Origin of the sequence: Amycolatopsis sp. w19 (genome assembly GCF_051373225.1) — a bacterium.
Classification (GTDB): domain Bacteria; phylum Actinomycetota; class Actinomycetes; order Mycobacteriales; family Pseudonocardiaceae; genus Amycolatopsis; species Amycolatopsis japonica.
Window position 1 is genome coordinate 291,256 of record NZ_JBPQFM010000001.1, and the last position, 21,559, is coordinate 312,814.

Here is a 21,559-nt window from a genome sequence, read left to right on the forward strand (position 1 = left end):
TTCGTCGCTCAGTCGCGGCCGGCGTCCTGCAGCCGCTCGATGGTTTCGTCGATCCAGGCGACCCAGGTCTGCGCCATCATCTCGCCGGCTCGGCGGACCGAGTCCCAGACGAGCGGGTCGAGTTCGTTGCCGCCGGAGAGGGCGGTGGCCGCGGCGATCTGGTCCGGCAGTTCGACGGCGAGCCGTTCGTGGTCCTTGACGTGGAGGTCGCGCATGACCCGGAGCTGGGTCACGGTGTCTTCCAGCGAACGGGAGCCGGCGAAGAAGAAGCGGACCATGAAGGGCACGCGGACGGGGTCGAGTTCGGTGACCAGCTCGCTCTGCCAGGAATCGAACGCCGCCCGCCCGGCGTCGGTGATCGTGTACACGCGGCGGTCCGGCCTGCTCTGCTGTGGCTCCACTTCGGACACGACCAGGCCGCTGTCCTCGAGCTGGCTCAGCGTGCGGTAGATCTGGCTGAGCTGGGCGGGCCAGACGAAGTGGATGCTGGAGCGGATCGCGGTGGCCAGGTCGTAGCCGGTCATCGGTTGCCGGAGCAGGAAGCCCAGCAGGGCGAATCTGAGCATCGGGCTCCTCTCGGCGGGAAACCCGGAGGATAGCAATCGGTCAGACCCGCTCGGCGTGCCGTGCGAACCAGGCGGAGAGGAGTTCGGTGACGTGCCGGGGCTGTTCGCGGTGCGGCCAATGCCTGGTGTCGAGCCAGTGCAGCTCGGCCTGCTCGCACCGCGCCGCACTGGGTTCGGCGAGGTGCTTGCCGAGCGCGCCGTCGCGGCGGCCCCAGATGATCTGCGTCGGCACGCGCACCGTCGCGGGATCCGCCGCGCGAAGCGACGTCAGCATCGACCGGAACATCGCGCGGTACCAGAAGAGCGGGCGTTGGATCGTGCCGGGATGGCGCCAGACGGCACGGTGCCGGTCGAGGTCGGCGTCGTCGAGGTGGGCGCCGTGTTCGAGCATCGCCGCCAGCATCGCGCCTTTGCGGGCGCCGAGGATCGCCTCGGCGAGTCCGGGGATTTGGAACGCCACCATGTACCAGCTCCGCAGCAGCTGGGAAGGCCTGTGTCGCAACGAATCGGCGAACACCTGCGGGTGCGGGCAGTTGACGATGGTCAGCGAGCGGACCAGATCCGGTCGTTCGATCGCCACCGCCCAGGCGACGGCTCCGCCCCAGTCGTGCCCGACCAGATGCACCGGCGCCGCGTCTTGCCGCTCGATGAGCAGGACGATGTCCTCGACCAGTTTGGGCATCGCGTAGTCGGCGACGGTGGCGGGCTTGGACGACAGGCCGTAGCCGCGCTGGTCCGGCGCGAGTACCCGGTACCCCTGCTCGGCGAGCACGCTCATCTGCGGCTCGAAGGTGAACCACAGATCGGGCCAGCCGTGAAGGAACAGTGCGGCGGGGCCGTCTTCGGGGCCGTCGGTCTCGACGTGGAGCAAGACATCGTCGACGTCGACGAACTGTGGCCGGAACATGGGCGGGCTCCTCGTCGGACGGGTTCAACCGGCGCCGAGGACGGCGGCGACGGTCGCGGACAGGGGACCGGGATCGCGGTCGCGCAACGGCCTCAGCACCCGCCGGACGATCCGCGGTGAGCCGAGCGACGACAACGGCCGGTGGAGATTGAGCACGTCGTTGAAGGCCGCCGCCACTTCGGGATCCAGTGCCGCCGCTCGTTCCAGGCGGTTGCGATAGCCCTCGCCGAACCTGGCCGTCCAGGGTGACCGGACTCCTTCGGTGCGGCATCCGTAGCGGATGTCCTCTCCGAGCGCGAGGCGCCAGGCTTCGGCGGAGGTGGCGGCGATGGCTCGTGCCGCCCGCCTTTCCAGCCCCGCGTCGTCCCCGGCGGCGAGCGCCCGGCCGAGCGCGGCCGCGGACAGTGCCGCCACGCTCATTCCCTGGCCGTAGATGGGGTTGGCCGCGCTGGCGGCGTCGCCGAGCGCGATGACGCCGCCGGGTAATTCGCGAGCCCGGTCGTAGTGGCGACGGGTGTTGCTGCGGACGCGGAAGGCGCGGATCGGGCCTGCCGGTGTCGACCGGCGAAGTGCCTCGGCCACCACCGGCGCGGTGAAGCGATCGGCGAAGTCCCGCAACCCGGCGAGATCCGACGGCACGGGTTCGTCGCGGGCGATCGATCCGAACGAGATGTGCAGCAGGCCGTGCTCGATACGCAGGACGACACCGCCGACGGAGGAGCCGGACTCGGCCTGGCCGCCCAGGATGGCCAGCCACTCGGGATCGAAGGACGGATCGGGTTCGGTGACGACGCTGACGTAGCGGACGTCGGAGTGGACGATCGATTCCGGTGGAGGCCGGTATCCGAGCCGTTCGAGCCACTCCGGCAGCGGTGAGCCGCGGCCCGAGGCGTCGACGACCAGGTCGGCGCCCAGATCCTCGTCGGGCGTCCGGACGCCGGTGACCCGTCGGCGGGCCCGGTCGGTCATCAGCCCGGTGGCGGGTGTCCGGTCCAGGATCGTCACGTTCGCCAAGGCCCGGACGTGGTCGCGGATCGCGTGCTCGATCAGGACCCGGCTCGCGCCGAAGCCACCGCTCCACCAGGCGGGTATCCGGATGGTCGTCCCGCCGCGGACGAGGAAGAGCGAACGATCGCCCATCGCGGGGTCGCCGGACCCGGGGGTGAGCGCGCCACGGGCGGCCAGCTCCGCGGACAGACCGGGGAACAGCCCCACCAGTATCCGGCGGCCGGAGCCCAGCAGGCCGTGCGCGTGATGCGACTGCGGGACGAAGCGCCGATGCTCCGGCCGGTCCGGGAGTTCGTCACGCTCGACCACGACCACCTCGTCGTAGTGCTCGGACAGGATCCGTGCGGCCACGAGACCGGCGACGCCCGCCCCGAGCACCAGCGCCCGGTCCCGCCGAAGGTATGACATGAGTCATATATAACTTGTTGAATAGCGGAGGTCAATGGCCGGCGGAGAGGCCGTGATGACCGCTCAGCCGAGCTCCAGCGTCGGGAGTTCGGTGCGCGCGGTGATGCCGAGCTTGGGAAACGCCTTGTACAAGTGGTATCCCACCGTCCGAGCGCTGAGGAACAGTTGTGCCGCGATGTCCCGATTGGACAGTCCGCGCGCCGCGAGCCGGACGATCTTCCGTTCCTGCGGGGTGAGTGCCGCGAGCGCGCCCGCCACGGGTTCCGTCACGACTTCACCGGTCGCGTCGAGTTCGGCGCGGGCGCGTTCGGCCCAGGGGACGGCGTCGAGCCGCCGGAAGGTTTCGAACGCCTCACGCAGGTGAGTCCGCGCCGCGGACTTGCGACGCATGCGGCGAAGCCATTCCCCGTACAGCAACGCGGTTCGCGCGCGTTCGAACGGCCGGTCGCCGGGATGGCGGCGCAAGGCCTCCTCGTACAGTTCCGCCGCGGCGGAATCGGGGGCGAGCAGGGCGCGGCACCGGTGCACGTGGGCGGAGATCCACGGCTGGTCCGCGCGAGCCGCCCAGTCCGCGAGCCGCTCGACCGGTTCGGCGGCCAGATCCGGCTTGCCGAGACGGGCCGCGGCCTCGACCAGATCCGGGACTCCGCGCAGACCGGGCAACTGGTGGCGCATCGGGCCGGTGCGCAGGGCGGTGAGCCGGGTGAGCGCGGATTCCCAGCGGGCGAGCCCGAGATCGAGCAGCGCCAACGCCCAGTGCGCCCACGACAGGCCCGGCGCCGGGGTCCCGGGTTCCGGCGCGGCGAGGGCTTCGTCGGCGTAGGCGTGGCAGCGGTCCTCGTCGCCGGCCGCCGCGGCCAGGTAGGCCAGCACGCCGTTGGCCTCGGCGATCCATTGCCGATGGCCGAGTTCTCGCGCCAGCTGCAGCGCGTCGGCCGCCTGGTCGCCCGCCTCGGCATGACGGCCGAAGAAAACCGCGGCTCGGGCCGCGCAGAGCAGCACCGGCGGGGTGCGCCCGAGCTGTCCGTTCTTCCGGCATTGGGCGAGCAGTTCGTCGGCGACCTGATGCGCTTCGGCGTCGTGCCCTGCCGATTGCAGGCTGGTGGCACCGACCAGGATCGTGTCGTGCGGACCGCCGAAGCCGGTGCGGCGCGCGTCGGCGATCCGGTCGGCGAGCGGACGCCGCAGCGGGAGGCCGATCGCGGCGCGGGCGACTTCGGACAGCAGCCCGCCGACGTGGGCGATCGGTTCGGGGGCGGCGGGCGCCGCCGCGTCCAGCAGCTCGACGGTGTCCGCGATCTCGCGTTCGCCGAGGTACCAGGCCGCGTGTACCGCGTCGAGCAGCAGGTGGACGGCGGTTTCCGGTTCGGCGGACGGAGCGGTTTCGGTGAGCAGGCGCCGTGCGGTGGTGAGGGCGCCACGATGGAACGCCGCGGTCGCGCGGACCCGGTCGGCGCGGACGCTCAGGGCGGGGTCGGCGGAGACCAGCGCACCGGCGAGGGCCTCCATGCGGTCGAGATCGCCTTCTTCGGCCGCGGCTTCGGCGGCGAGAACCAGCCGTCGCGCGGAGTCCGGACCGGGCCCCGTCAGTTCCGCGGCGCGTTGGTACGCCGCGGAAGCGGCCGCGTAACCGCTGCGGGCGGCGGCGCGCAGGGCGGTGGTCTCCAGTTCCCCGGCCACCTGCTCGTCAGGGCCGTCGGCGACGACCGCGTGGTGCCAGGCGCGACGGTCGGCGTCGGCGGGTTGGTCGAGCGCTTCCGCCAGCGCCGTGTGCACGACGAAACGCAGGCTGACCGGCGCCGCTTGGTAGACCGCGGACCGGACGAGCGGATGACGGAAGCGGACACTGCGGTTGTCGACCTGGAGCAGCCCCGCGGTTTCGGCGGGCACGAGATCCGCGGGCCGGCAGCCGAGAGCGGTCGCGGCGCGCAGTACGACGCCGCGATCGCCGGTGTCCTCGGCGGCGGCGACGAGCAGCAGCCGCCGGGTCGGCTCCGGCAGCAGCCGGACCTGGTCGAGGAACGCCGCTTGGACGGTGTCCGGCAGCGGCAGGGCCTCTCCGGCGGCGGGACGGCCGGCGGCGAAGGCGGCGGGTAGTTCGAGGAGGGCGAGCGGATTGCCTTGCGCTTCGGCCAGGACTCGATACCGGTCCGCGGGGGACAGCGGCGTGGCGTGATCGGCCAGCAGTTCGGCGGCGGCGGGCGCGGTGAGCCCGGACAGCGGCAACGTGGCCACTCCGGGCGCGAGAAAGCCGTCACGGGCGGCGATGAACAGCGCGATGCCTTCGGCGTCCAGCCTCCGGGCGGCGAACAGCAGCGCTTCGGCGGAGGCTCGGTCCAGCCACTGCGCGTCGTCGACCAGGCACACCACCGATCCGCCCTCGGCGAACTCGGCGAGGAGCGAGAGAACGGCGAGGCCGACGAGCATCCGGTCGCCCGGTTCGGCCGCCGCGAGACCGAACGCCCCGCGCAGGGCCCGTGCTTGCGGCGCCGGGAGCGCGTCGGCCCGGTCGAGCGCGGCGCGCAGTACGAGATGCAGGCCGGCGAACGGGAGATGGGCTTCGGACTCGATCCCGGTTCCACGGAGGATCCGCAGGTCCCCGGCTTGGGCGGCGGCGTACTCCAGCAGTGCGGTCTTGCCGATCCCGGGTTCGCCGGTGAGGAGCAGGCTGCCGCTGCGCCCGGCCCGGCAGTCCGCCACTAGCCGGTCGATGACCGATGTCTCGTCCTCCCGTCCGCGCAACACGTCGCGACAGTACTTAATGCGCGAGGGAAACCGCCGCGAGACTGCCGGGTTGTGACAGATTCCGCAGGCCCGGCGAAGCCCTAGCGTCCTCGGTGAAGGAGGTGGCCATGTCCGGCATGGATGCGCTGGCCCGGCGGTATCTGGCGAGCTGGAACGAAACCGACCCGGTCCGGCGGCGCGCGCTCGTGGCCGAACTGTGGACGCTCGACGCCCGTTACGTCGACCCGATCGTGGTCGCGGAAGGCCACGCGGGCATCGACGAGGCGATGGCGACCGCGCAACGACGGTTCCCCGGTCTGCGTTACCGGGCGGCGGGCACGGTCGACGCCCACCACGACGTGGCGCGGCTGACCTGGGAGCTCGGCCCGGCCGGTGGTCCGGCCGTGATCATCGGCAGCACCGTGCTGGTCGCCGGGCGGTCCCGGCTGAGCCGCGGCTACGGCTTCCTCGACCCTGTCCCCATATCTGGAGCCGACAAGTGAACCCTGATCCGACGACGCTTCACCCGCTGCCCGCGCACGAGCGGGTGATCTTCCTGAAACCGCTGATCCGCTCGCCGAAGATCGTGGTCGGCGACTACACCTATTTCGACGATCCGGACGGCGCGACGGAGTTCGAGCGGCGCAACGTCCTCTACGGCTACGGGCCGGAACGACTGGTCATCGGCAAGTACTGCGCGCTCGCCAGCGGCACCCGCTTCCTGATGGCCGGTGCCGACCACCCGACCCTGGGGCCGTCCACCTTCCCGTTCACCATGTTCGGCGGCGACTGGACGGAGAAGACGCTCGACCTCGTCACCGGCATGCCGAGCCGGGGTGACACGGTGGTCGGCAACGATGTCTGGATCGGCCACCAGGCCACCGTCATGCCAGGGGTGACCATCGGCGACGGGGCGATCGTGGCGGCGGGCGCGGTGGTGACCGCGGACGTGCCGCCGTACACGATCGTAGGCGGCAATCCGGCCCGGCCGATCCGGCAGCGGTTCGGTGACGCCGAGGTTTCCGCGCTGCGCCGTGCGGCCTGGTGGGACTGGCCGGTGGGCCTGGTCACCGAGCATGTCCGGACGATCATGGCCGGCGACCCGGCCGAGGTTCTCCGTATCGCCGCCGAGCACGGATTGGCGGGCGCCGAATGAGCCGCATCGGCATCGAAGAGTTCCCCGTCCCCGGCGAAGGCCCGTACGCGATCACCCTCGGACCGGACGGCGCCCTCTGGTACACGTTGGTCCGAAGTGGACACATCGGGCGGCTGGTTCCGGGAGAATCGCCGGAGAACTGGCCGCTTGCGCCGGACAGCGGCCCGACCGTTATCGCGGCAGGCCCGGACGGCGCGTTGTGGTTCACCGAGTACCAGGCGCACCGTATCGGACGTATCACCACTACCGGTGTGATCAGCGAGTTTCCCTTGCCCACGCCGGAATGCGGCCCCTACGGACTCGCCGCCGGCCCCGACGGGGCGCTGTGGTTCACCGAGATCGCCGCCGACCGGATCGGCCGGATCACGATGTCCGGTGAGGTGGCGGAGTTCGCGCTGCCAGACAGCGGAACGTTCCCGTCGGCGATCGCCGCGGGACCGGACGGCGCGCTGTGGTTCACGATGAACCAAGCCGACGCCATCGGCCGGATCACCACCGGCGGAGAGATCACCGTGCACCGGCTGCCGACCCAAGCCGCCGGACCGGTCGGAATCGCCGCCGGTCCTGACGGGGCCCTGTGGTTCACCGAGATCACCGCCGGGCAGATCGGCCGGATCACCGTTCACGGGGACGTGACCGAATTCCCGCTACCCGACCGTTCCGCGCGGCCGCACGCCATCGCCGGCGGCGACAACGCGTTGTGGTTCACCGAATGGGGCGGCAACCGGGTCGGCTCGATCACCCCGGACGGTGCCATCGAGACACACGACCTGCCCACGCCGGGTTCCGAACCGCACGGCCTCGTGTTCGGCCCGGACCGAGCACTGTGGACGGCGTTGGAACTTGGGGCACTTGCCCGAATCGACAATGAAGGAGAGGCTCGATGAGCACCACGATCGACGCGGAATTCGAGATCGACAGCTGGGACGAGAAGCCCTACGCCGAGCCGTCGGAGGGCCCGAGGCTGACCCGGATCGTGATCCGCAAGACCTACCGCGGAGCGCTGGCCGGAACCGGGGTCGCCGAGGTGCTCACGGCCCAAGGCGAGGGCGGCGCCGGGTACGTCGCGTCGGAACGCATCGAAGGAACCCTCGACGGCAGGCCGGGCTCCTTTGTGATCCAGCACGGCGGACTGGCGGACGGGGACGAACAGAGCACTTTCGGCGCGGTGGTCCCGAAATCCGGCACGGGGGAGCTGGCCGGGTTGTCCGGGCGGGCGGTTGAGGCGCGGCACGGGGTGCTGACGCTGGAGTTCTCGTTCGGTGCCGGGGTGGGGGCGGAGGACGGCTGACAGCGACGGCACTGCAAAGCCGCCTGGGGACTGCTCACTTCATCGGGGTGAGCAACGCTGCGTCAGCCGCCGCGCAGACCCCAGTCGGCGAGACCGCTGTAGACGTGTGCCGTCCGGCACTGGGGTGCGGTGAGGCAGTCGGCTTCGCCGCGGTAGACGGCGATGAGGGTTTCTGCGCCGCGCCACCAGTTGTCCGTCACTCCTTGGACTTCGGGTACCGGTTCGTATTCCTCCAGGTCGAGGGCATCTACGGCCTCGCCCGCGATCTTCGTGATGCTCTTCGCCCAAGACGCGGCGTGGTGGGCCAGTGCCAGGGATTCCACCCACCCGTCGATGCCGGCGTGCAGCGGCGTCCAGCGTTCGGCTCGGATACCGAATTCGCCCTCAGGTCCGATCATGAACTCGTAGGCCATGGACACCCGCTCGTCTCCGGCCGAAAACCACCAGCCTTCCGAGTCGGAGCCTTGCGGCATGTCCGCGTTCAAGATCCGCGGTCCTCCTTCGTAGGCTGGGGCGGGAGGCAGAGCCATACCGCCCCAGCGTTCCTGGAAGTCCGCAACCCGGTCGATCTCCGCATCGGGTATCCCGCACCTCTGCCACCGATCCCGCCAAGGCCGTATCTCCGGGGAGGAGATACGTAGTCCGTGCACGTGGACGAAGTGCAGGGCCCTGTTGCTCAGTCCTTCAAGCGTGCGAGGTGGCAGCGCTCCGTGTGTGGTCACGTGGGGACGTTAAGGCATGACGCTGCCCCTGTGTTCGCTATCCGCGCCTTTCAGGTCTTGAGGCCGGAGTGGGATCGCGCATATCGCTTCATCTGCCGGGGCTGCAACCCGAAGCACGAGTGCCGGACGAGAGTCGGCGCGGGGCCAAGGGGGTTTCATGCGATGGCCCTCAAGCGGATCATGCTCGGCCCGCCGTGCCATGCGTGCCGTAGAAACAGAAGAGCCGCTTGGTTTGAGCTTTCACTCAAGCCAAGCGGCTTCGTCTTCCGGTCGGGCTGACAGGATTCGAACCTGCGACCCCTTGACCCCCAGTCAAGTGCGCTACCAAACTGCGCCACAGCCCGGACCCGCGCTCCGTGGAGTGCGATGTAAGTACTTTAGCGGGTCCCGAACCGGGGCTTGCAACCAGGGGTCACTGTGTGTCTGAGCTGGGAAAACGGTCCGTGAGGGCCGCCCTGCCGCATTCGGGCGGCCCCCACGGGGTCACTGAGGGTTGCCGGCGTGCGTGAGGGTCTGCCAGGCGACGAACAGACTGTTGGTACCCGCCGGGCGCTGGCGCAGGGTGAGGGCCTCCGTGTTGCTCATGGTGTGCCCGAGGCGGGTGTGGAGGTGGTTGTACCCGACTTCGGTGATCGGGCCGAGGCCGAGCTTCAGGCTGCCGCCGCACAGCCACGACGGGACCGCCGCGCCCATCTGGTACTTCGCGTGGAAGCCGAGGCCTTCGCGGAGGCGGTCCGCGATCTCGGGGTAGAGGTCCTGGCCCTGGATGCGGGTGGTCTCGGCGAAGTCCGCGATGGCGGCGAGGCCGTAGCCGGTGTGCGTGAAGTCCCGGCAGGTCTCCTGGGAGAGGCCGTTGACGAACGTCGTCTGGCCTTGCCAGTACTTCACGATCTTGTCGCGCGTGTCCAGCCCGCTGCCGGGCGCGGTCTTCGGGAGCGCGCCGTCGCTGGTCAGGTAGAGGTAGGCGGGGACGCGGGTGCGGAACTTCGCGACGGCCTTGTCGTAGGCCGTCTTGTCGTCGAGGAACACGGCGATGCCGATCGCGGCCTCGGTCATGCTGAGTTCCCAGTTCCCGTTGCTGTGACTGCCGTTGATCACTTCGGGCAGGTACACGTTCCGGAGCATGGTGCCGAACCGGCCGGAATTCGGCCAGCTCGTGTAGGTGTGCTTGATGATCTCCGCGGCGCGCGGCCAGGAGGAGGCCGACCAGGCGGACTGCAGGGGAGCGTTGCTGTTCGTGTGATCTTTCAGCACCGCGGACCAAGCGTCCATGATCTCGATCGCCTTGGTCGCGTATTTCGGGTCGCGCGTGATGTACCACGCCAGTGAAAGGGAATACGCGGCGATCGCGTCTTGCCGTTCATCGGTACAGCCGATGTTCGGATTCGAATAGGAACCGCATTCGACGATGGCGCGTGGTTTCGGTGACCGGGACAACGAGGCGTACGAACTCGACATCATCGCGTCGTAAGCCTGTTTCCACGGTTGTGCGCCGGCCTGGACCTTGGCGCGGACGAAGTCCAGTTGCGGGCGGCTGACCAGCACGCCGGGATGGGTGAAAGTGGCGGGCGCGGCTTGGGTGGGAGCGCTGAAAAGGCCTAGGGTCAACGGGACGAGCGTGGCCAGGGCGAGCAGTTTCCTCGGTAGGGACATGGTTCTCCTCGGGCGGGTGTGAGCCAGGTCACCGGCGGCGTGCGTTCAGTGTCATGGTCTGAACCAGTTGCGTCAAGACCTTTATTCGCCTCGAAAAGAAAGAAGGCCCGCCCGTTCAGCGGGCTGAACGAATCAATGCGGCCAAAGTCCGACGAAGGCCGGGCTGCCGATCGGATAAGTGCCGATCAGACGCCAGGTCGCGTGTTCGTAGACCTGGATCGCGTCACTGCTCTGCGCGGCGACATAAACGTGCTCGCCGATGATGGAGAAGTGCCGGGGCCATTCACCGGTGCCGTGGTCGGCCACAGCCACACCGTCGAAAGCGAACTCCGTGATCTGCTCGGGGCCCCGGTTCGAGAGGAACAGCCGGTCGCCGTGCAGGACGAGCTGCGCCGGGAGGTTCTCCCCGCCCGGTTCGAGCGTCGCCGGAACGGAGTTCTCCACGGCGAACGTGCCCGGGGGCTCTTCGCGCACCGTCACGAGCGACGCGGCAAGTTCGCCGACGACGTAGGCGTGGCTCGTGCCGGGACGCCGGACCAGTTGCCGCGGGCCGGTCCCGGAGGGCAGCGTCGACACCGACGCGGGGATCAGTTCGCCTTCCTCGCCGAGCCGATAGCTGCGGATCTCGTCGGTGCCCAGGTCGACGGCGCTGACCAGCGTGCCCGTCTCGTCGATGACGGCCATGTGGACGTGCGCGGCTTCCTGCCGGTCGGCGTTCGGGCCGCTGCCTTCGTGCTGGACCAGCGCCGTCCGCACGGTGGGCACCCCGTCCGGGCCCAGCGCGAACGCGGCCAGGCTGCCACCGCTGTAGTTGGCGCACAGCAGGAACCGGCCGTCCGGCGTGGCCGACAGATGGCACGGATCCGCCCCGCCGGTCGGCAGCGAGTTCAAGGCCGACAGGGTCCCGTCTTCGGCGACCGCCACGGCGGTGATCGCGCCCTCGGCCGTCTCGTTCACCGCGTAGAGCACCGGAAGTGTGGGATGCGGGGTCAGCCAGCTCGGCGAATCCAGGTCGAGCGAGCCCACCGGGGTCAGTTCCCCGGTCCGTGCGTCGCGCCGGAACGTGCCGATGCCTTCGCCGCGGCCGGCGCTCGCGGCGGTGTAGGAGCCGACGATGAGCAGAGTCCGGTCGTCGTTCGCAGAAGTCACGAGGCACACTGTGCAGCAAGCCGAGGTGGAGGTGAATCCCTTTTGACCACATCCTGCGCGATCGTTTCGGGAGCGGCGTCCGGTATCGGCGCGGCGACCGTCGCGCGGCTGACCGAAGCCGGCCACACCGTCGTCGGCATCGACATCACCGAGCAGCCCGGGATCCGGCACAGCGTCGTCGGCGACGTTTCCGAAGAAGACACTTGGCGCCGGGCCGTCGAGCTGGCGGAAGAGACGTGCGGCGGGGTCGACGTGCTGGTCAGCAACGCGTTCACCGCGGTGATGGCGCCGCTGCACGAACTCGGCAGGAAGGACTGGGACCGTCAGCTGGACGTCAATCTGGCGGGCGCGTATCTCGGCGCCAAGGCCTGCCTGCCGTCGTTGCGGGAGCGGCGGGGCTCGATCGTCCTGGTCTCCTCGGTGCACGCCATGGTCGGCCTGCCCGGGCGGCCCGCCTACGCGGCGAGCAAGGGAGCTTTGGTGGCGCTCGGCCGTCAGCTGGCCGTGGAGTACGCGCCCGACGTCCGCGTGAACTCCGTGCTGCCCGGCCCGATCCTCACGCCGGTCTGGGACGCGGTGGACGACGCCGATCACGCCCGCGCGGTCAAGGCCACCCCGGCGGGGAGACTCGGGGATCCCGCCGAGGTGGCCGAGGTGATCGCGTTCCTTGCCTCGTCCGCGGCCTCGTACGTCACGGGGACGCAACTGGTGGTCGACGGCGGCTGGTCCGCGACCAAGGACTCGGTCTAGCCCTGGGTGCCGGACACCGGCACCCAGGGGGACCGTCACTTCAGCGAGTTGTCCACTGTGGTCATGAGGGATCCGGTGTCACCGGACATCTCCCAGGCCATGACCCCGAGCAGCCCTCGTGTCTTGAGCCAGGCGACCTTCTGCTGGATGGACCAGGCGTCGTCGAAGGTCCACCATTGCCCGCCGTTGCCGGTGTAGCACGACGTGGCCACGGCCGCGGTGTCGTGCTGGACGGCGCAGTTGGGGACACTGGCCAAGAGATTCGCGTAGCCACGAGTACCTGCTTCCTCGGCGAACTGGCCGGGCGCGGCTCCGGTCGCGCTCTGCCATTCGCCCTTCTTCCCGCCTTCCGCGACCCCTTGCCAGCCTCTCCCGTAGAAGGCGAGCCCGAGGGTCAGTTTCCGTGGATTGGCACCGGCTTCGGTGTAGGCGTTGATCGCCGATTCCACACTGAACTTGAAGTTGTACGGATCGTCCGCGTCGGCGTACAGGTTCCCTTGATGGCCGGTGCGGTTCGGCTCCCACGAGTTGTCGCTGCCCGAGCCGTGGAAGTCGTAGCCCTGCACGTTCGCGACGTCGAGGTAGTCGAAGATCTTCGGGATCTCCCAGCCGCCCTTCACCTTCGCCGGGTCGGCGGGGGTGAACGCCTGCAGTTCGTACCGCTTGCCGGTGGTCGCGCCGTAGGCGTCCATCTGCGTGCGGAACTCGGCCAGCAGCGCGGTCAGGTTCGTCTTGTCGTTGGCGCTCCAATGGTTCCCGGGGTGCCCGTCGGGGCTGCCGGGCCACTCCCAGTCGATGTCGATGCCGTCGAAGATGCCCGCGGCCGTGCCCGGACCGCCGGCGCCGCCGTACGCCTTCACGTTCCCCTTCAGGTACGTGTCGATGCACGACGCGACGAACTTCTGCCGCGACGCGGGGGTGGCCGCGACATCGGAGAAGTACTTCGAGTAGGTCCACCCGCCCAAGGAGATGAGCACCTTCAGGTTGGGGTACTTGGCCTTGAGCTTCTTCAGCTGGTTGAAGTTGCCGCGCAGCGTCTCCCAGCCGGTGTCGCCGACACCGTCGACGGACTGGGACGCGGACATCGGCCGCGAGTAGTCGGCTTCCGCGTCGCCCGCGCCGTCGCCCTGGTTCGGGTCCTGCGGATTGGACGTCGTTCCCTTGGTGACACCCGAAAGGCAGGTGTGGTTGACCGGGTCGATGTTCCCGAAGGCGTACAGCAGATGGGTCAGCTTGGCGGCCGAGCCGTTGGTCACCAGGTTCTTGACGAAGAACTGGCGGCCGTAGATACCCCACTGGACGAAGTAGCCGACCCGGGCGTACCCGTTCACGATGTCGCCGGTGCGAGCGCTGACGGCGGCGCTCGCGGCGGAGACGTTGTCGTACCCGTCACGGGCTTTGACCGTGAAAGAGTACGAAGTGGACGGTGAAAGCCCGGTCACCGTCGCGGTCGTCCCGGTGACGGTGGTGGCGAGGGTCGTGCCGCGGTAGACGTCATAGGAGACGACGCCGGTGTTGTCCGTGGACGCGTTCCACGCCAGCGAGACCGAGCCCGAGGTGACCGCGGTCGAGCGGAGGTTCGACGGCACCGTCGGAGCCTGGGTGTCGTCGCTCGGGTTGTTGGTGGTCACCGCCAACGCGGGGGTGGGCGGGGACTTGGCGTCCTTCCGGTCCTTGGCGACGACGGTGAAGCTGTAGGCCGTGTTCGGCGTCAGCCCGGTGATCCTCGCTTCGGTGCCGGTGACCGAGGCCGCCAGCGTGGTGCCCTGGTAGACGTCGTAGCCGACGACGGGCAGCGAGCCGGGAGCCGCGGCGTTCCACGCCAGCGCGGCGGTCGTGGTCGTCTTCGCCACGAGACGCAGGTTGGCCGGGGTCGACGGCGGCGTGTCGCCGGAACCGTCGCAGTTGGCGTCGTCGATCCGGCACGTGGTCGGGTTGACCGCGGAACTGAGCTGGAACGACGGGCTGTAGGGATAGGTCGAACGGCCCGGCGCGAGCGACTTGATGTAGAACGCCGGGGTGAGGGTGACCTGGTTGCCCGACTGGGAAACCGTGGCGTGCGAGCCGCTCGTGGCGGTCACGCCGGCGGGCACGGTGAAGGTGATGGACCAGTCGGCGACGGTTTCGCTGCTGGGGTTGGTGACGGTGTACTCACCGGTGGTTCCGGCCAAGGTGAAGGCGGCGCGGAGGCGGCCCGCCGCCAACGCCGGATTACCTGCGGCCACGAGGAGCCCGGCGGCGAGGAGTGTCACGGTGAGTGCGCTGAGTAGTCTTCTTCTGGTGCGTCTCATGGCGGTTCTCTCCAAAAGAGGCGGCGAGACTGACCTGCTCTGAACTGGCGCGTGTGGTCTAGACCACAGATGAATGTAGCGCGGCACGCATAAAAGGTCTAGACCGATTCGTCGGTCGTGAACCCGTTCGGCGCCGGATGCGGACAACAAGTGACACCGACGAACGGCGAAAGGCGGTTCATGAGCTCATCCGAGGCGGATCCCGGCGATCCGGAGGACGCGGAAGTGATCGCGAGGTCGGTGACCAGCCCGGACCGGTTCTCCGCGATCTTCGACCGGCATGCCGCGCACATCCACCGCTACCTGGTCAGACGTATCGGGCCCGCGGCCGCGGAAGACGCGCTGGGGGGAGACGTTCCTGATCGCCTTCCGCAAACGCGCGGGATACGACACCGAGCGCCGCGACGCCCGGCCGTGGCTCTACGGCATCGCGACCAACCTGGTCGCGCAGCGGCGCCGTGACGAGGTCAGGGAGCTGAAACTGCGGGAAGCCCTCGGCCCGCCACCCGACGAAGAGGGGCATGCCGAACGCGTCGCCGATCAGGTGACCGCCGAGGCGATGGGAAAACTGCTGGACTCCGCGCTCGCGGAACTGGCCGACGGCGACCGCGACACGCTCACGTTGTTCGCCGGGGAAGGCCTGAGCTACGAGGAGATCGCCGCTGCGCTCGACATCCCGCTCGGCACCGTCCGCTCCCGGCTCAACCGTGCCCGCCGGAAGGTCCGCGAGGCGCTCGGGCGCCCGGACACCACGATTGCGAAGGAGATCTCCACCCATGGATGAACTGCAGCTGATCGCCGGGCGGACCGGATCGGTGCCCCTCGCGGAATCCGGCGCCCTCGGCTCGGCACGCGCGCGATTGATGGCCGAAATCGCCTGCACCGGAACGGAAAACGTGGTGCCGCTGAACAAACGGCGGCGCTGGGTCTGGACCGGCGCCGGTGCGGTCGGGATCGCCGCGGCGATCACCGCCGTCGTCGCGCTGGCGCCGGTCGAGAAGGTCGGCCTGGAGCCGACCGCGGCCGTCGCGGACCCCGTCGTCGTCCTCCGCAACGCCGCCGCGGCCGCGCTGAAGGCGCCGGACACCCGGCCGAAACCGGACCAGTTCGTCTACACCAAGACGAAGCAGCCCGACGGCGAGCGGGAGGCGTGGCTGTCGGCCGACGGCACCCGTGACGGGCGGATCAAGATGGCCGACGGCTCGCTCTTCCCGCTCCCGGGTTGCCGGGACGGGCGGGGGCAGGTCTACAAGGGCGACCAGCCGCTCAAGGGCGTCACGGAGCCCTGCACGCCGTCACCCGCCTACCGGACGGACCTCCCCGCCGACGCCGAGGCGATGTTCGCCTACCTCAACGCCCATCACAGCGGTGAGACGGGTGACTACAACGCGATGGGCAAGGACATCCTCGCGCTGGCGAACGAGAACCTCCTCCCGCCGGCGGTCCGGGCCGCCCTGTTCGGCGCGGCCGCCAAGGTGCCCGGGCTGCGCGCCGTCGACCACACCGAGGACGCGGCGGGCAGGCCCGGTGTCGGCATCACGTGGCCGCTCGGACCGCATGACGACCCGAAGGTGGCGAAACCGGTGGTGATCGTCTTCGCCGCCGACACCTTCCTGTATCTGGGCACGAATTCGACCGCGGTGACCGCGTCCGGCGTGGTGGACGAGGCCGGACAACGGCCCTAGGCCGATCAGCGGCCGGTGAAGGTCGCCTTGCCGGGACCCTCGGCGAGGAACGACTTCACCGCGCCGCGCAGATCTTCGGTCTCGAAGAGCCCGGCGGCGATGGTCGTGATGTGCTCGTTCGCCTCGGCGACGCCGCCGTGCTCGTAGTGCTCGAGCACCTTCTTGGTCGCGGCGTGCGCCCGCGTCGGGCCCTGCGCGAGGTCGGTCGTGAAAGCGCGGACGGCCTCGTCGAAACCGTCCACCGGGAACACCCGGTTGACCACGTTCCAGCGTTCGAGTGTCGCGGCGTCGTAGGTCGCGCCTGTCATCACGAACTCCTTGGCGCGGCCGACCCCGGCGCGGGCGGCGAGCCGCTGCGTGCCGCCCATGGTCGGGGTCAGGCCGACGACCCTCTCGACCAGGCCGAACTTGGCCTTCTCGCTCGCGAGGATGATGTCGCAGGCGACCGCGACCTCGAACGCCCAGGTCAGGCACAGACCGTGGGCGGCGAACACGGTGGGGAACGGGAGTGCGGCGATCCGGTCGGGGATCGCCAGCATCTCGTCGAAGAGCACCTTCGCCTCGGCGGCGCTCGACTGGGCGTCGAACAGGGAGACGTCCACCCCGCCGCTGACGATCTTGCCCTCGGCGCGGATCAATGCCGCGCGCGGCGGCGTGGCCTCCAGTTCGCCGATCGCCTCGCCCAGTTCGCGCTGCAGGTCCGCCGTGTACAGGTTCAGCGGCGGCGAAGCGATGGTCAGGACGGCGAGGTCTTCTTCACGGTCGAGGCGGATCGACGTGGCCAAGGCGGATTCCCTCCGGTGGGTCGGTTTCCCGTGACCCTAGCCCGAGGTCGCCGCGAGTTCGTCCCATTGCGCCTGTGCTTCCGGTCGCCATTCGACGTGCTTGCGGTGGAAGAGGTCCGCCGCGCGCACGCCGCTCCAACCGTCGGGGAGGAGTTTTAGCGGGAGCCGTGGATCGAGGAACGGGAAGCTGCGCCATTCGTGTACGAGTTCGGTCTGCGCGCGCAGGACGCCGCGTTCGCCGGAGGGCCGGGCACCGGTGAAGCGGTCGATGAAGTCCTCGTAGCGGTCTTTGAGTTCGCTCAAATCCCAGGAGCGCGCGACCATCGTCTCCTGGTCGCCGACGTCGCCGTAGGCGGCGGTGAACGACATCGCCTGGGCGTCGAGGCCGAGTTCCTGCACGATCTGCTGGGCTTCCCGCTGGCGGCTGAGATCCGGGCTGACCCAGACCCCCGCGACCGGGGAACCGAACCCGGCCCACGTCAGGCGCGTGCGAAGCCGATGGCGGAGATCCCGCTTCGCCTCGGGGACCGAGACGATCAGCATCAGCCAGCGCCCGTCCCAGGCCTTTTCCTCGTTGCCGAACGCGTAGATCCGTTCCGCGCCTTCGGTCAGCAGGCGCCTGCCTGGTGGGGTGAGCGACCAGCGCACTCTTCGTCCGACGCGTTCGGAGACCACCCAGCCCTCGGCGGAGGAACGGGCCAGCGCCTGCCGCGCGGACTTCTCTTCGATGTCCAGCACCCGCAGTGCCTCGACCAGTGTCGACGTCCAAATCGCTTGGTCGCGGGGCAGGACGTACTCGCCGAGGATCGTCATCAGCAGCGACCGCGCGCTGGCATGACCGACTTCCCGCCGCCTGCTCAATGTCGGCCTGCGGGTACCGCCTTTCTGCTGGTGGACGACGGGGACCGGGGTGGCGGAGTCCGCCATTTGCTGTCACCGACCTCAATGCTCGGGGGATTCGTTCGGGTCCAGAAGAACAACCAGGTTACCCACGTTCCGTGATCGCTTGGATACTTGCCACTCTTCCGAGGGACCACGAGCTGTTCAATCGGTCCCCGTAGACTTACCGATCTCATGAGCGCCACACTCGTTGCCAAGGATCTCGCCGCCGGCCACGGCGACCGTGTTCTGTTCTCCGGTCTCGACCTGGTCGTCGCCCCGGGCGAAGTGATCGGTCTCGTCGGGGTGAACGGCGCGGGCAAGTCGACCCTGCTGAAGACCCTCGGCGGCCTCGTGCCGCCGGAAGAGGGCAGTGTCCGGCTGAACCCGCCGACGGCCACCGTCGGTCACCTTCCGCAGGAACCGGAACGCCGCGAGGGTGAGTCCGTCCGCGCGTTCCTCTCCCGGCGCACCGGCGTCACCGCCGCCCAGGCCGCGCTCGACGCCGCCACCGAGGCGCTCACGGCGGGCGAGCCCGGCGCGGACGACGCCTACGGGCTGGCACTCGATCGCTGGCTCGCGCTCGGCGGGGCGGATCTGGACGATCGGGCGGGGGAGGTCGTCGCGGATCTCGGGCTCACCGTGAACCTCGATCAGCCGATGCTGTCGCTCTCGGGCGGGCAGGCGGCGCGCGCCGGGATGGCGTCGCTGCTGCTGAGCCGGTACGACATCTTCCTGCTCGACGAGCCGACCAACGACCTCGATCTCGACGGCCTGGAACGGCTGGAGCGGTTCGTGACCGGGCTGCGCGCGGGGACCGTGCTGGTCAGCCACGACCGGGAATTCCTCGCCCGCACCGTCGATCGCGTCGTCGAGCTCGACTACGCGCAGCAGCAGGTGCGGACCTACGGCGGCGGCTACGAGGCTTACCTGGAGGAGCGTGCCGTCGCGCGACGGCACGCCCGGGAGGAGTACGAGGAGTACGCGAACACCAAGGCGTCGCTCGAAGCCCGTGGTGCGATGCAGCGTTCGTGGATGGAGAAGGGCGTCAAGAACGCCCGGCGCAAGGCCACCGACAACGACAAGGTGGGCCGCAAGTTCCGGAGCGAGGCGACCGAGAAGCAGGCGTCGAAGGCACGCCAGACCGACCGCATGATCGAGCGGCTCGACGTCGTCGAAGAACCGCGCAAGGAATGGGAACTGCGGATGGAGATCGCCGCGGCGCCCCGGGCGGGCGCGGTCGTGGCGACCCTGCGTGGCGCGGTGGTGCGGCGCGGCGGGTTCACCCTCGGCCCGGTCGACCTGCAGATCGACTGGGCGGACAAGGTCGCGATCACCGGGGCCAACGGTGCCGGGAAGTCGACGCTGCTCGCGGCGCTGCTCGGGCGGGTCCCGGTCGACGAGGGCGCCGCCTCGCTCGGTTCCGGGGTCGTGGTCGGGGAAGTCGACCAGGCGCGGAAGCTGTTCCTCGGCGACCTTCCGCTCGTCGAGGCGTTCTCCAGGGAGGTACCGGAACTCGCCGACGCCGACGTGCGGACGCTACTGGCGAAGTACGGGCTCAAGGCCGCGCACGTCCTGCGGTCGGCGGCCACGTTGTCGCCGGGGGAGCGGACCCGGTCGGCTCTGGCGCTGCTGCAGGCGCGCGGGGTGAACCTGCTGGTGCTCGACGAGCCGACGAACCATCTCGACCTGCCCGCGATCGAGCAGCTGGAGTCGGCGCTGGCGGAGTATCCCGGGACGCTGCTGCTGGTGACGCACGACCGGCGGATGCTGGACGCGGTGGCGACGACGCGGCGGCTGGAAGTGGCCGAAGGGAAGGTCACCGAACTCTGAGCGTTTAGTCCTCTGAATGCGTGCGCATTCAGAGGACTAAACGCGAGGTCAGCCCTTGGTCGCGCCCCCGGTGAGGCCCTTCACGAACTGCTTCTGCAGTGCCAGATAGAAGATGAGCACCGGCAGCGTCGCCAGGAACATGAGCGCGAAGACGCTGCCGAGATCCGCCTGGTACTGGCCGATCGAGCGGTAGATCCCGGTGGTGACCGTGGTCCCCTGGCTGGGGCCGAGGATGATCAACGGATCGATGAAGTCGTTCCAGATCCACACGCCGAGGAAGATCAGCACACTCGCCGTGGCCGGGCGCAGCAACGGGAACACGATCCGCCAGAACACCTGTGCCCGGCTCGCGCCGTCGAGCCGGGCGGCCTCCTCGAGTTCCACCGGCACCCCGCGGATGAACCCGGTGAACACGAAGACCCCGAACGGCACGTAGTAGCCGACGTTGAACAGCACCAGACCCTGGATCGTCGCCATCAGTCCGGTCAGCCGCAGCACCTCGGTGACCGGGATGAGGATCACCTGAGGAGGGATCATCAAGCCCGCCAACAGGATCAGCGCGAGCACCCTGGTCCACCGCTTGGCCGACCGCGCCAGGTAGTGCCCGAGCATGGCCGAAAGCACGGTCAGCACGAGGATCGACAACAGGGTGACGAGCAGGCTGTTCGCCAGGCTCACCCAGAACAGGCCGTCGGGCCGGGTGAGCACGGCGTGGATGTTGGCCGGCGTCGGTGGCAGCGGGACCGACGCCGGCGTCCGGGCGATCTGATCGCCGGGTTTGAACACGTTGACGAGCACGTAGTACAGCGGCACGGCGAAGAGCGCGCTCACCAGGATCGCGGCGACGGGCCGGATTTTCGTGGTCACAGGTCGACCTCCCGCCGCCGCAGGAAACGCAGCACGATCGTGGTCAGCGTCGCGACGATCACCAGCATCACCATGGCCATCGCGGACGCGTAGCCGACGTGGTTCGCGTCGAGGCCGGTGGCGAGAACGTCGAACGCGATGGTGGCCGTGGTCCCCGAACCCGGTCCGCCGTTGGTGACGACCTTGACGTAGTCGTAGGTCTTGAACGCCGAGATCAGCAGCACGACGGTGTTGATCGTCAGCGACGGCGCGAGCAGCGGCCAGGTCACCGCGCGGAACCGGCGCACCGGCCCGGCACCGTCGATCTCCGCGGCCTCCAGCAGTTCGGCCGGGACGCCCTGCAAACCGGCGAGGTACACGACCACGCAGAACCCCAGCATCTGCCAGCACACGATCGACGCGACCGAGTACAACGCCAGATCCGGGTCGGAAAGCCAGCCCGGCGGATGCTCGACGCCGAGGGCGCGGAGCGCGTCGTTGACCGGGCCCCGGTCGTCGAGCAGTTTCGTCCAGATGATGCTGACCACGACCGAGCTGAGGATCACGGGCGTGAAGAACACGCTCCGCAAAGCGTTGTACAGCCAGCCTTTCCGGTCGAGCAGCACCGCGACGCCGAGCCCGAGCACGTTCGGCACGACCACGACGATCGCGGTCAGGATCGTGGTGACGCGGAGCGCGGTCAGGAACTGTTCGTCCTGGAACAGCAGCCGGTAGTTCTCGAGACCCACGAATTCCGCGGGCGGGCTGAACGGGTTGTGGTTCGTCAGGCTGTAGCCGAAGCTGATGAGGATCGGTGCCATGACGAAGCACAGGTAGATGACGACGCCGGGCGCGCCGAATGAGGCGAAGTGCCACACGCGCGGCAGGATCGGTTTTCTCCCCATC

Annotated in this window: 20 protein-coding genes and 1 tRNA gene; 8 read left to right on the top strand and 13 right to left on the bottom strand. The window is 69.5% G+C overall.

All coding sequences use genetic code 11. The features are described 5' to 3' along the window. Nucleotides 1-8: 8 nt before the first annotated feature. The 4 genes from ACSMFO_RS01295 to ACSMFO_RS01310 form a co-directional block, all read right to left on the bottom strand. Nucleotides 9-566, bottom strand: a complete 558-nt coding sequence (locus ACSMFO_RS01295) for a PadR family transcriptional regulator (protein ID WP_436456464.1) — start codon at nt 564-566, stop codon at nt 9-11. A gap of 40 nt (nt 567-606) precedes the next feature. After that, complete coding sequence (locus tag ACSMFO_RS01300) at nt 607-1,473, bottom strand: alpha/beta fold hydrolase (protein ID WP_436456465.1); 867 nt, start codon at nt 1,471-1,473, stop codon at nt 607-609. 24 nt (nt 1,474-1,497) lie between these two features. After that, complete coding sequence (locus tag ACSMFO_RS01305; RefSeq protein ID WP_436456466.1) at nt 1,498-2,889, bottom strand: NAD(P)/FAD-dependent oxidoreductase; 1,392 nt, start codon at nt 2,887-2,889, stop codon at nt 1,498-1,500. Between the two features lie 63 nt (nt 2,890-2,952). After that, nucleotides 2,953-5,634, bottom strand: a complete 2,682-nt coding sequence (locus tag ACSMFO_RS01310; RefSeq protein ID WP_436456467.1) for an ATP-binding protein — start codon at nt 5,632-5,634, stop codon at nt 2,953-2,955. 107 nt (nt 5,635-5,741) lie between these two features. Between ACSMFO_RS01310 and ACSMFO_RS01315 the strand changes: the two genes are divergently transcribed. Genes ACSMFO_RS01315 through ACSMFO_RS01330 form a run of 4 tightly spaced genes read left to right on the top strand, consistent with a single transcriptional unit; the run spans nt 5,742 to nt 8,060 of the window. Continuing rightward, nucleotides 5,742-6,116, top strand: coding sequence for a nuclear transport factor 2 family protein (locus tag ACSMFO_RS01315; RefSeq protein WP_436456468.1), 375 nt, complete (start codon nt 5,742-5,744; stop codon nt 6,114-6,116). Further along, complete coding sequence (locus ACSMFO_RS01320) at nt 6,113-6,769, top strand: CatB-related O-acetyltransferase (protein WP_436456470.1); 657 nt, start codon at nt 6,113-6,115, stop codon at nt 6,767-6,769. Before ACSMFO_RS01315 ends, ACSMFO_RS01320 begins: the two co-directional genes overlap by 4 nt. Further along, nucleotides 6,751-7,656: a Vgb family protein gene (locus ACSMFO_RS01325; RefSeq protein WP_436457055.1), complete on the top strand. Its 906-nt coding sequence runs from the start codon at nt 6,751-6,753 to the stop codon at nt 7,654-7,656. Before ACSMFO_RS01320 ends, ACSMFO_RS01325 begins: the two co-directional genes overlap by 19 nt. Then, entirely contained in the window at nt 7,653-8,060 is a 408-nt protein-coding gene (locus ACSMFO_RS01330; RefSeq protein ID WP_436456471.1) for a DUF3224 domain-containing protein, read from the top strand. Before ACSMFO_RS01325 ends, ACSMFO_RS01330 begins: the two co-directional genes overlap by 4 nt. A gap of 62 nt (nt 8,061-8,122) precedes the next feature. Here ACSMFO_RS01330 and ACSMFO_RS01335 read toward each other — a convergent pair whose 3' ends face one another. The 4 genes from ACSMFO_RS01335 to ACSMFO_RS01350 form a co-directional block, all read right to left on the bottom strand. Next, on the bottom strand, nt 8,123-8,545 hold the full coding sequence (locus ACSMFO_RS01335; RefSeq protein ID WP_436456472.1) for a hypothetical protein: 423 nt from the start codon (nt 8,543-8,545) through the stop codon (nt 8,123-8,125). A gap of 507 nt (nt 8,546-9,052) precedes the next feature. Further along, a tRNA-Pro gene (locus ACSMFO_RS01340) sits at nt 9,053-9,126 on the bottom strand. Nucleotides 9,127-9,265: 139 nt separating this feature from the next. Further along, nucleotides 9,266-10,435 (bottom strand): alginate lyase family protein, encoded by a 1,170-nt coding sequence (locus tag ACSMFO_RS01345; protein WP_436456474.1) that lies wholly within the window; start codon nt 10,433-10,435, stop codon nt 9,266-9,268. 132 nt (nt 10,436-10,567) lie between these two features. Beyond that, nucleotides 10,568-11,584, bottom strand: coding sequence for a lactonase family protein (locus tag ACSMFO_RS01350; protein ID WP_436456475.1), 1,017 nt, complete (start codon nt 11,582-11,584; stop codon nt 10,568-10,570). A gap of 42 nt (nt 11,585-11,626) precedes the next feature. Here ACSMFO_RS01350 and ACSMFO_RS01355 point away from each other — a divergent pair, with 42 nt between their 5' ends. Beyond that, nucleotides 11,627-12,334, top strand: coding sequence for an SDR family NAD(P)-dependent oxidoreductase (locus ACSMFO_RS01355; protein ID WP_436456476.1), 708 nt, complete (start codon nt 11,627-11,629; stop codon nt 12,332-12,334). Nucleotides 12,335-12,369: 35 nt separating this feature from the next. On the opposite strand, the gene ACSMFO_RS01360 is transcribed toward ACSMFO_RS01355, so the two are convergent. Beyond that, nucleotides 12,370-14,586 (bottom strand): glycosyl hydrolase family 18 protein, encoded by a 2,217-nt coding sequence (locus tag ACSMFO_RS01360; RefSeq protein ID WP_436456478.1) that lies wholly within the window; start codon nt 14,584-14,586, stop codon nt 12,370-12,372. 319 nt (nt 14,587-14,905) lie between these two features. Between ACSMFO_RS01360 and ACSMFO_RS01365 the strand changes: the two genes are divergently transcribed. Continuing rightward, nucleotides 14,906-15,409, top strand: a complete 504-nt coding sequence (locus ACSMFO_RS01365) for an RNA polymerase sigma factor (protein ID WP_436456479.1) — start codon at nt 14,906-14,908, stop codon at nt 15,407-15,409. After that, nucleotides 15,402-16,310 carry a CU044_5270 family protein gene (locus ACSMFO_RS01370; protein WP_436456480.1) on the top strand — a complete coding sequence of 303 codons (909 nt, stop codon included), beginning with the start codon at nt 15,402-15,404 and terminating at the stop codon, nt 16,308-16,310. Before ACSMFO_RS01365 ends, ACSMFO_RS01370 begins: the two co-directional genes overlap by 8 nt. A gap of 5 nt (nt 16,311-16,315) precedes the next feature. Here ACSMFO_RS01370 and ACSMFO_RS01375 read toward each other — a convergent pair whose 3' ends face one another. Together ACSMFO_RS01375 and ACSMFO_RS01380 are read right to left on the bottom strand one after the other, a co-directional pair. After that, nucleotides 16,316-17,095 (bottom strand): enoyl-CoA hydratase/isomerase family protein, encoded by a 780-nt coding sequence (locus tag ACSMFO_RS01375; protein WP_436456481.1) that lies wholly within the window; start codon nt 17,093-17,095, stop codon nt 16,316-16,318. A 36-nt stretch (nt 17,096-17,131) separates the two neighbouring features. Then, entirely contained in the window at nt 17,132-18,022 is an 891-nt protein-coding gene (locus ACSMFO_RS01380) for a PaaX family transcriptional regulator (RefSeq protein WP_360084667.1), read from the bottom strand. A 147-nt stretch (nt 18,023-18,169) separates the two neighbouring features. Here ACSMFO_RS01380 and ACSMFO_RS01385 point away from each other — a divergent pair, with 147 nt between their 5' ends. Then, nucleotides 18,170-19,807 (top strand): ABC-F family ATP-binding cassette domain-containing protein, encoded by a 1,638-nt coding sequence (locus ACSMFO_RS01385; protein WP_436456483.1) that lies wholly within the window; start codon nt 18,170-18,172, stop codon nt 19,805-19,807. Between the two features lie 48 nt (nt 19,808-19,855). Here ACSMFO_RS01385 and ACSMFO_RS01390 read toward each other — a convergent pair whose 3' ends face one another. After that, a complete protein-coding gene (locus ACSMFO_RS01390; RefSeq protein ID WP_436456485.1) occupies nt 19,856-20,674 on the bottom strand; it encodes a carbohydrate ABC transporter permease in 819 nt (272 codons plus the stop codon). After that, nucleotides 20,671-21,558 (bottom strand): carbohydrate ABC transporter permease, encoded by an 888-nt coding sequence (locus tag ACSMFO_RS01395; protein ID WP_436456486.1) that lies wholly within the window; start codon nt 21,556-21,558, stop codon nt 20,671-20,673. The genes ACSMFO_RS01390 and ACSMFO_RS01395 overlap by 4 nt, the downstream gene beginning before the upstream one ends. Nucleotide 21,559 lies beyond the last annotated feature (1 nt).

Excerpts from the sequence above, each read along its gene's own strand:
- ACSMFO_RS01345 (WP_436456474.1), bottom strand. The coding sequence starts at position 10,435 with ATGTCCCTACCGAGGAAACTGCTCGCCCTGGCCACGCTCGTCCCGTTG.
- ACSMFO_RS01295 (WP_436456464.1), bottom strand. The coding sequence starts at position 566 with ATGCTCAGATTCGCCCTGCTGGGCTTCCTGCTCCGGCAACCGATGACC.
- ACSMFO_RS01370 (WP_436456480.1), top strand. The coding sequence starts at position 15,402 with ATGGATGAACTGCAGCTGATCGCCGGGCGGACCGGATCGGTGCCCCTC.
- ACSMFO_RS01365 (WP_436456479.1), top strand. The coding sequence starts at position 14,906 with ATGCCGCGCACATCCACCGCTACCTGGTCAGACGTATCGGGCCCGCGG.
- ACSMFO_RS01380 (WP_360084667.1), bottom strand. The coding sequence starts at position 18,022 with ATGGCGGACTCCGCCACCCCGGTCCCCGTCGTCCACCAGCAGAAAGGC.
- ACSMFO_RS01395 (WP_436456486.1), bottom strand. The coding sequence starts at position 21,558 with ATGGGGAGAAAACCGATCCTGCCGCGCGTGTGGCACTTCGCCTCATTC.
- ACSMFO_RS01330 (WP_436456471.1), top strand. The coding sequence starts at position 7,653 with ATGAGCACCACGATCGACGCGGAATTCGAGATCGACAGCTGGGACGAG.
- ACSMFO_RS01305 (WP_436456466.1), bottom strand. The coding sequence starts at position 2,889 with ATGTCATACCTTCGGCGGGACCGGGCGCTGGTGCTCGGGGCGGGCGTC.
- ACSMFO_RS01315 (WP_436456468.1), top strand. The coding sequence starts at position 5,742 with ATGTCCGGCATGGATGCGCTGGCCCGGCGGTATCTGGCGAGCTGGAAC.
- ACSMFO_RS01385 (WP_436456483.1), top strand. The coding sequence starts at position 18,170 with ATGAGCGCCACACTCGTTGCCAAGGATCTCGCCGCCGGCCACGGCGAC.
- ACSMFO_RS01300 (WP_436456465.1), bottom strand. The coding sequence starts at position 1,473 with ATGTTCCGGCCACAGTTCGTCGACGTCGACGATGTCTTGCTCCACGTC.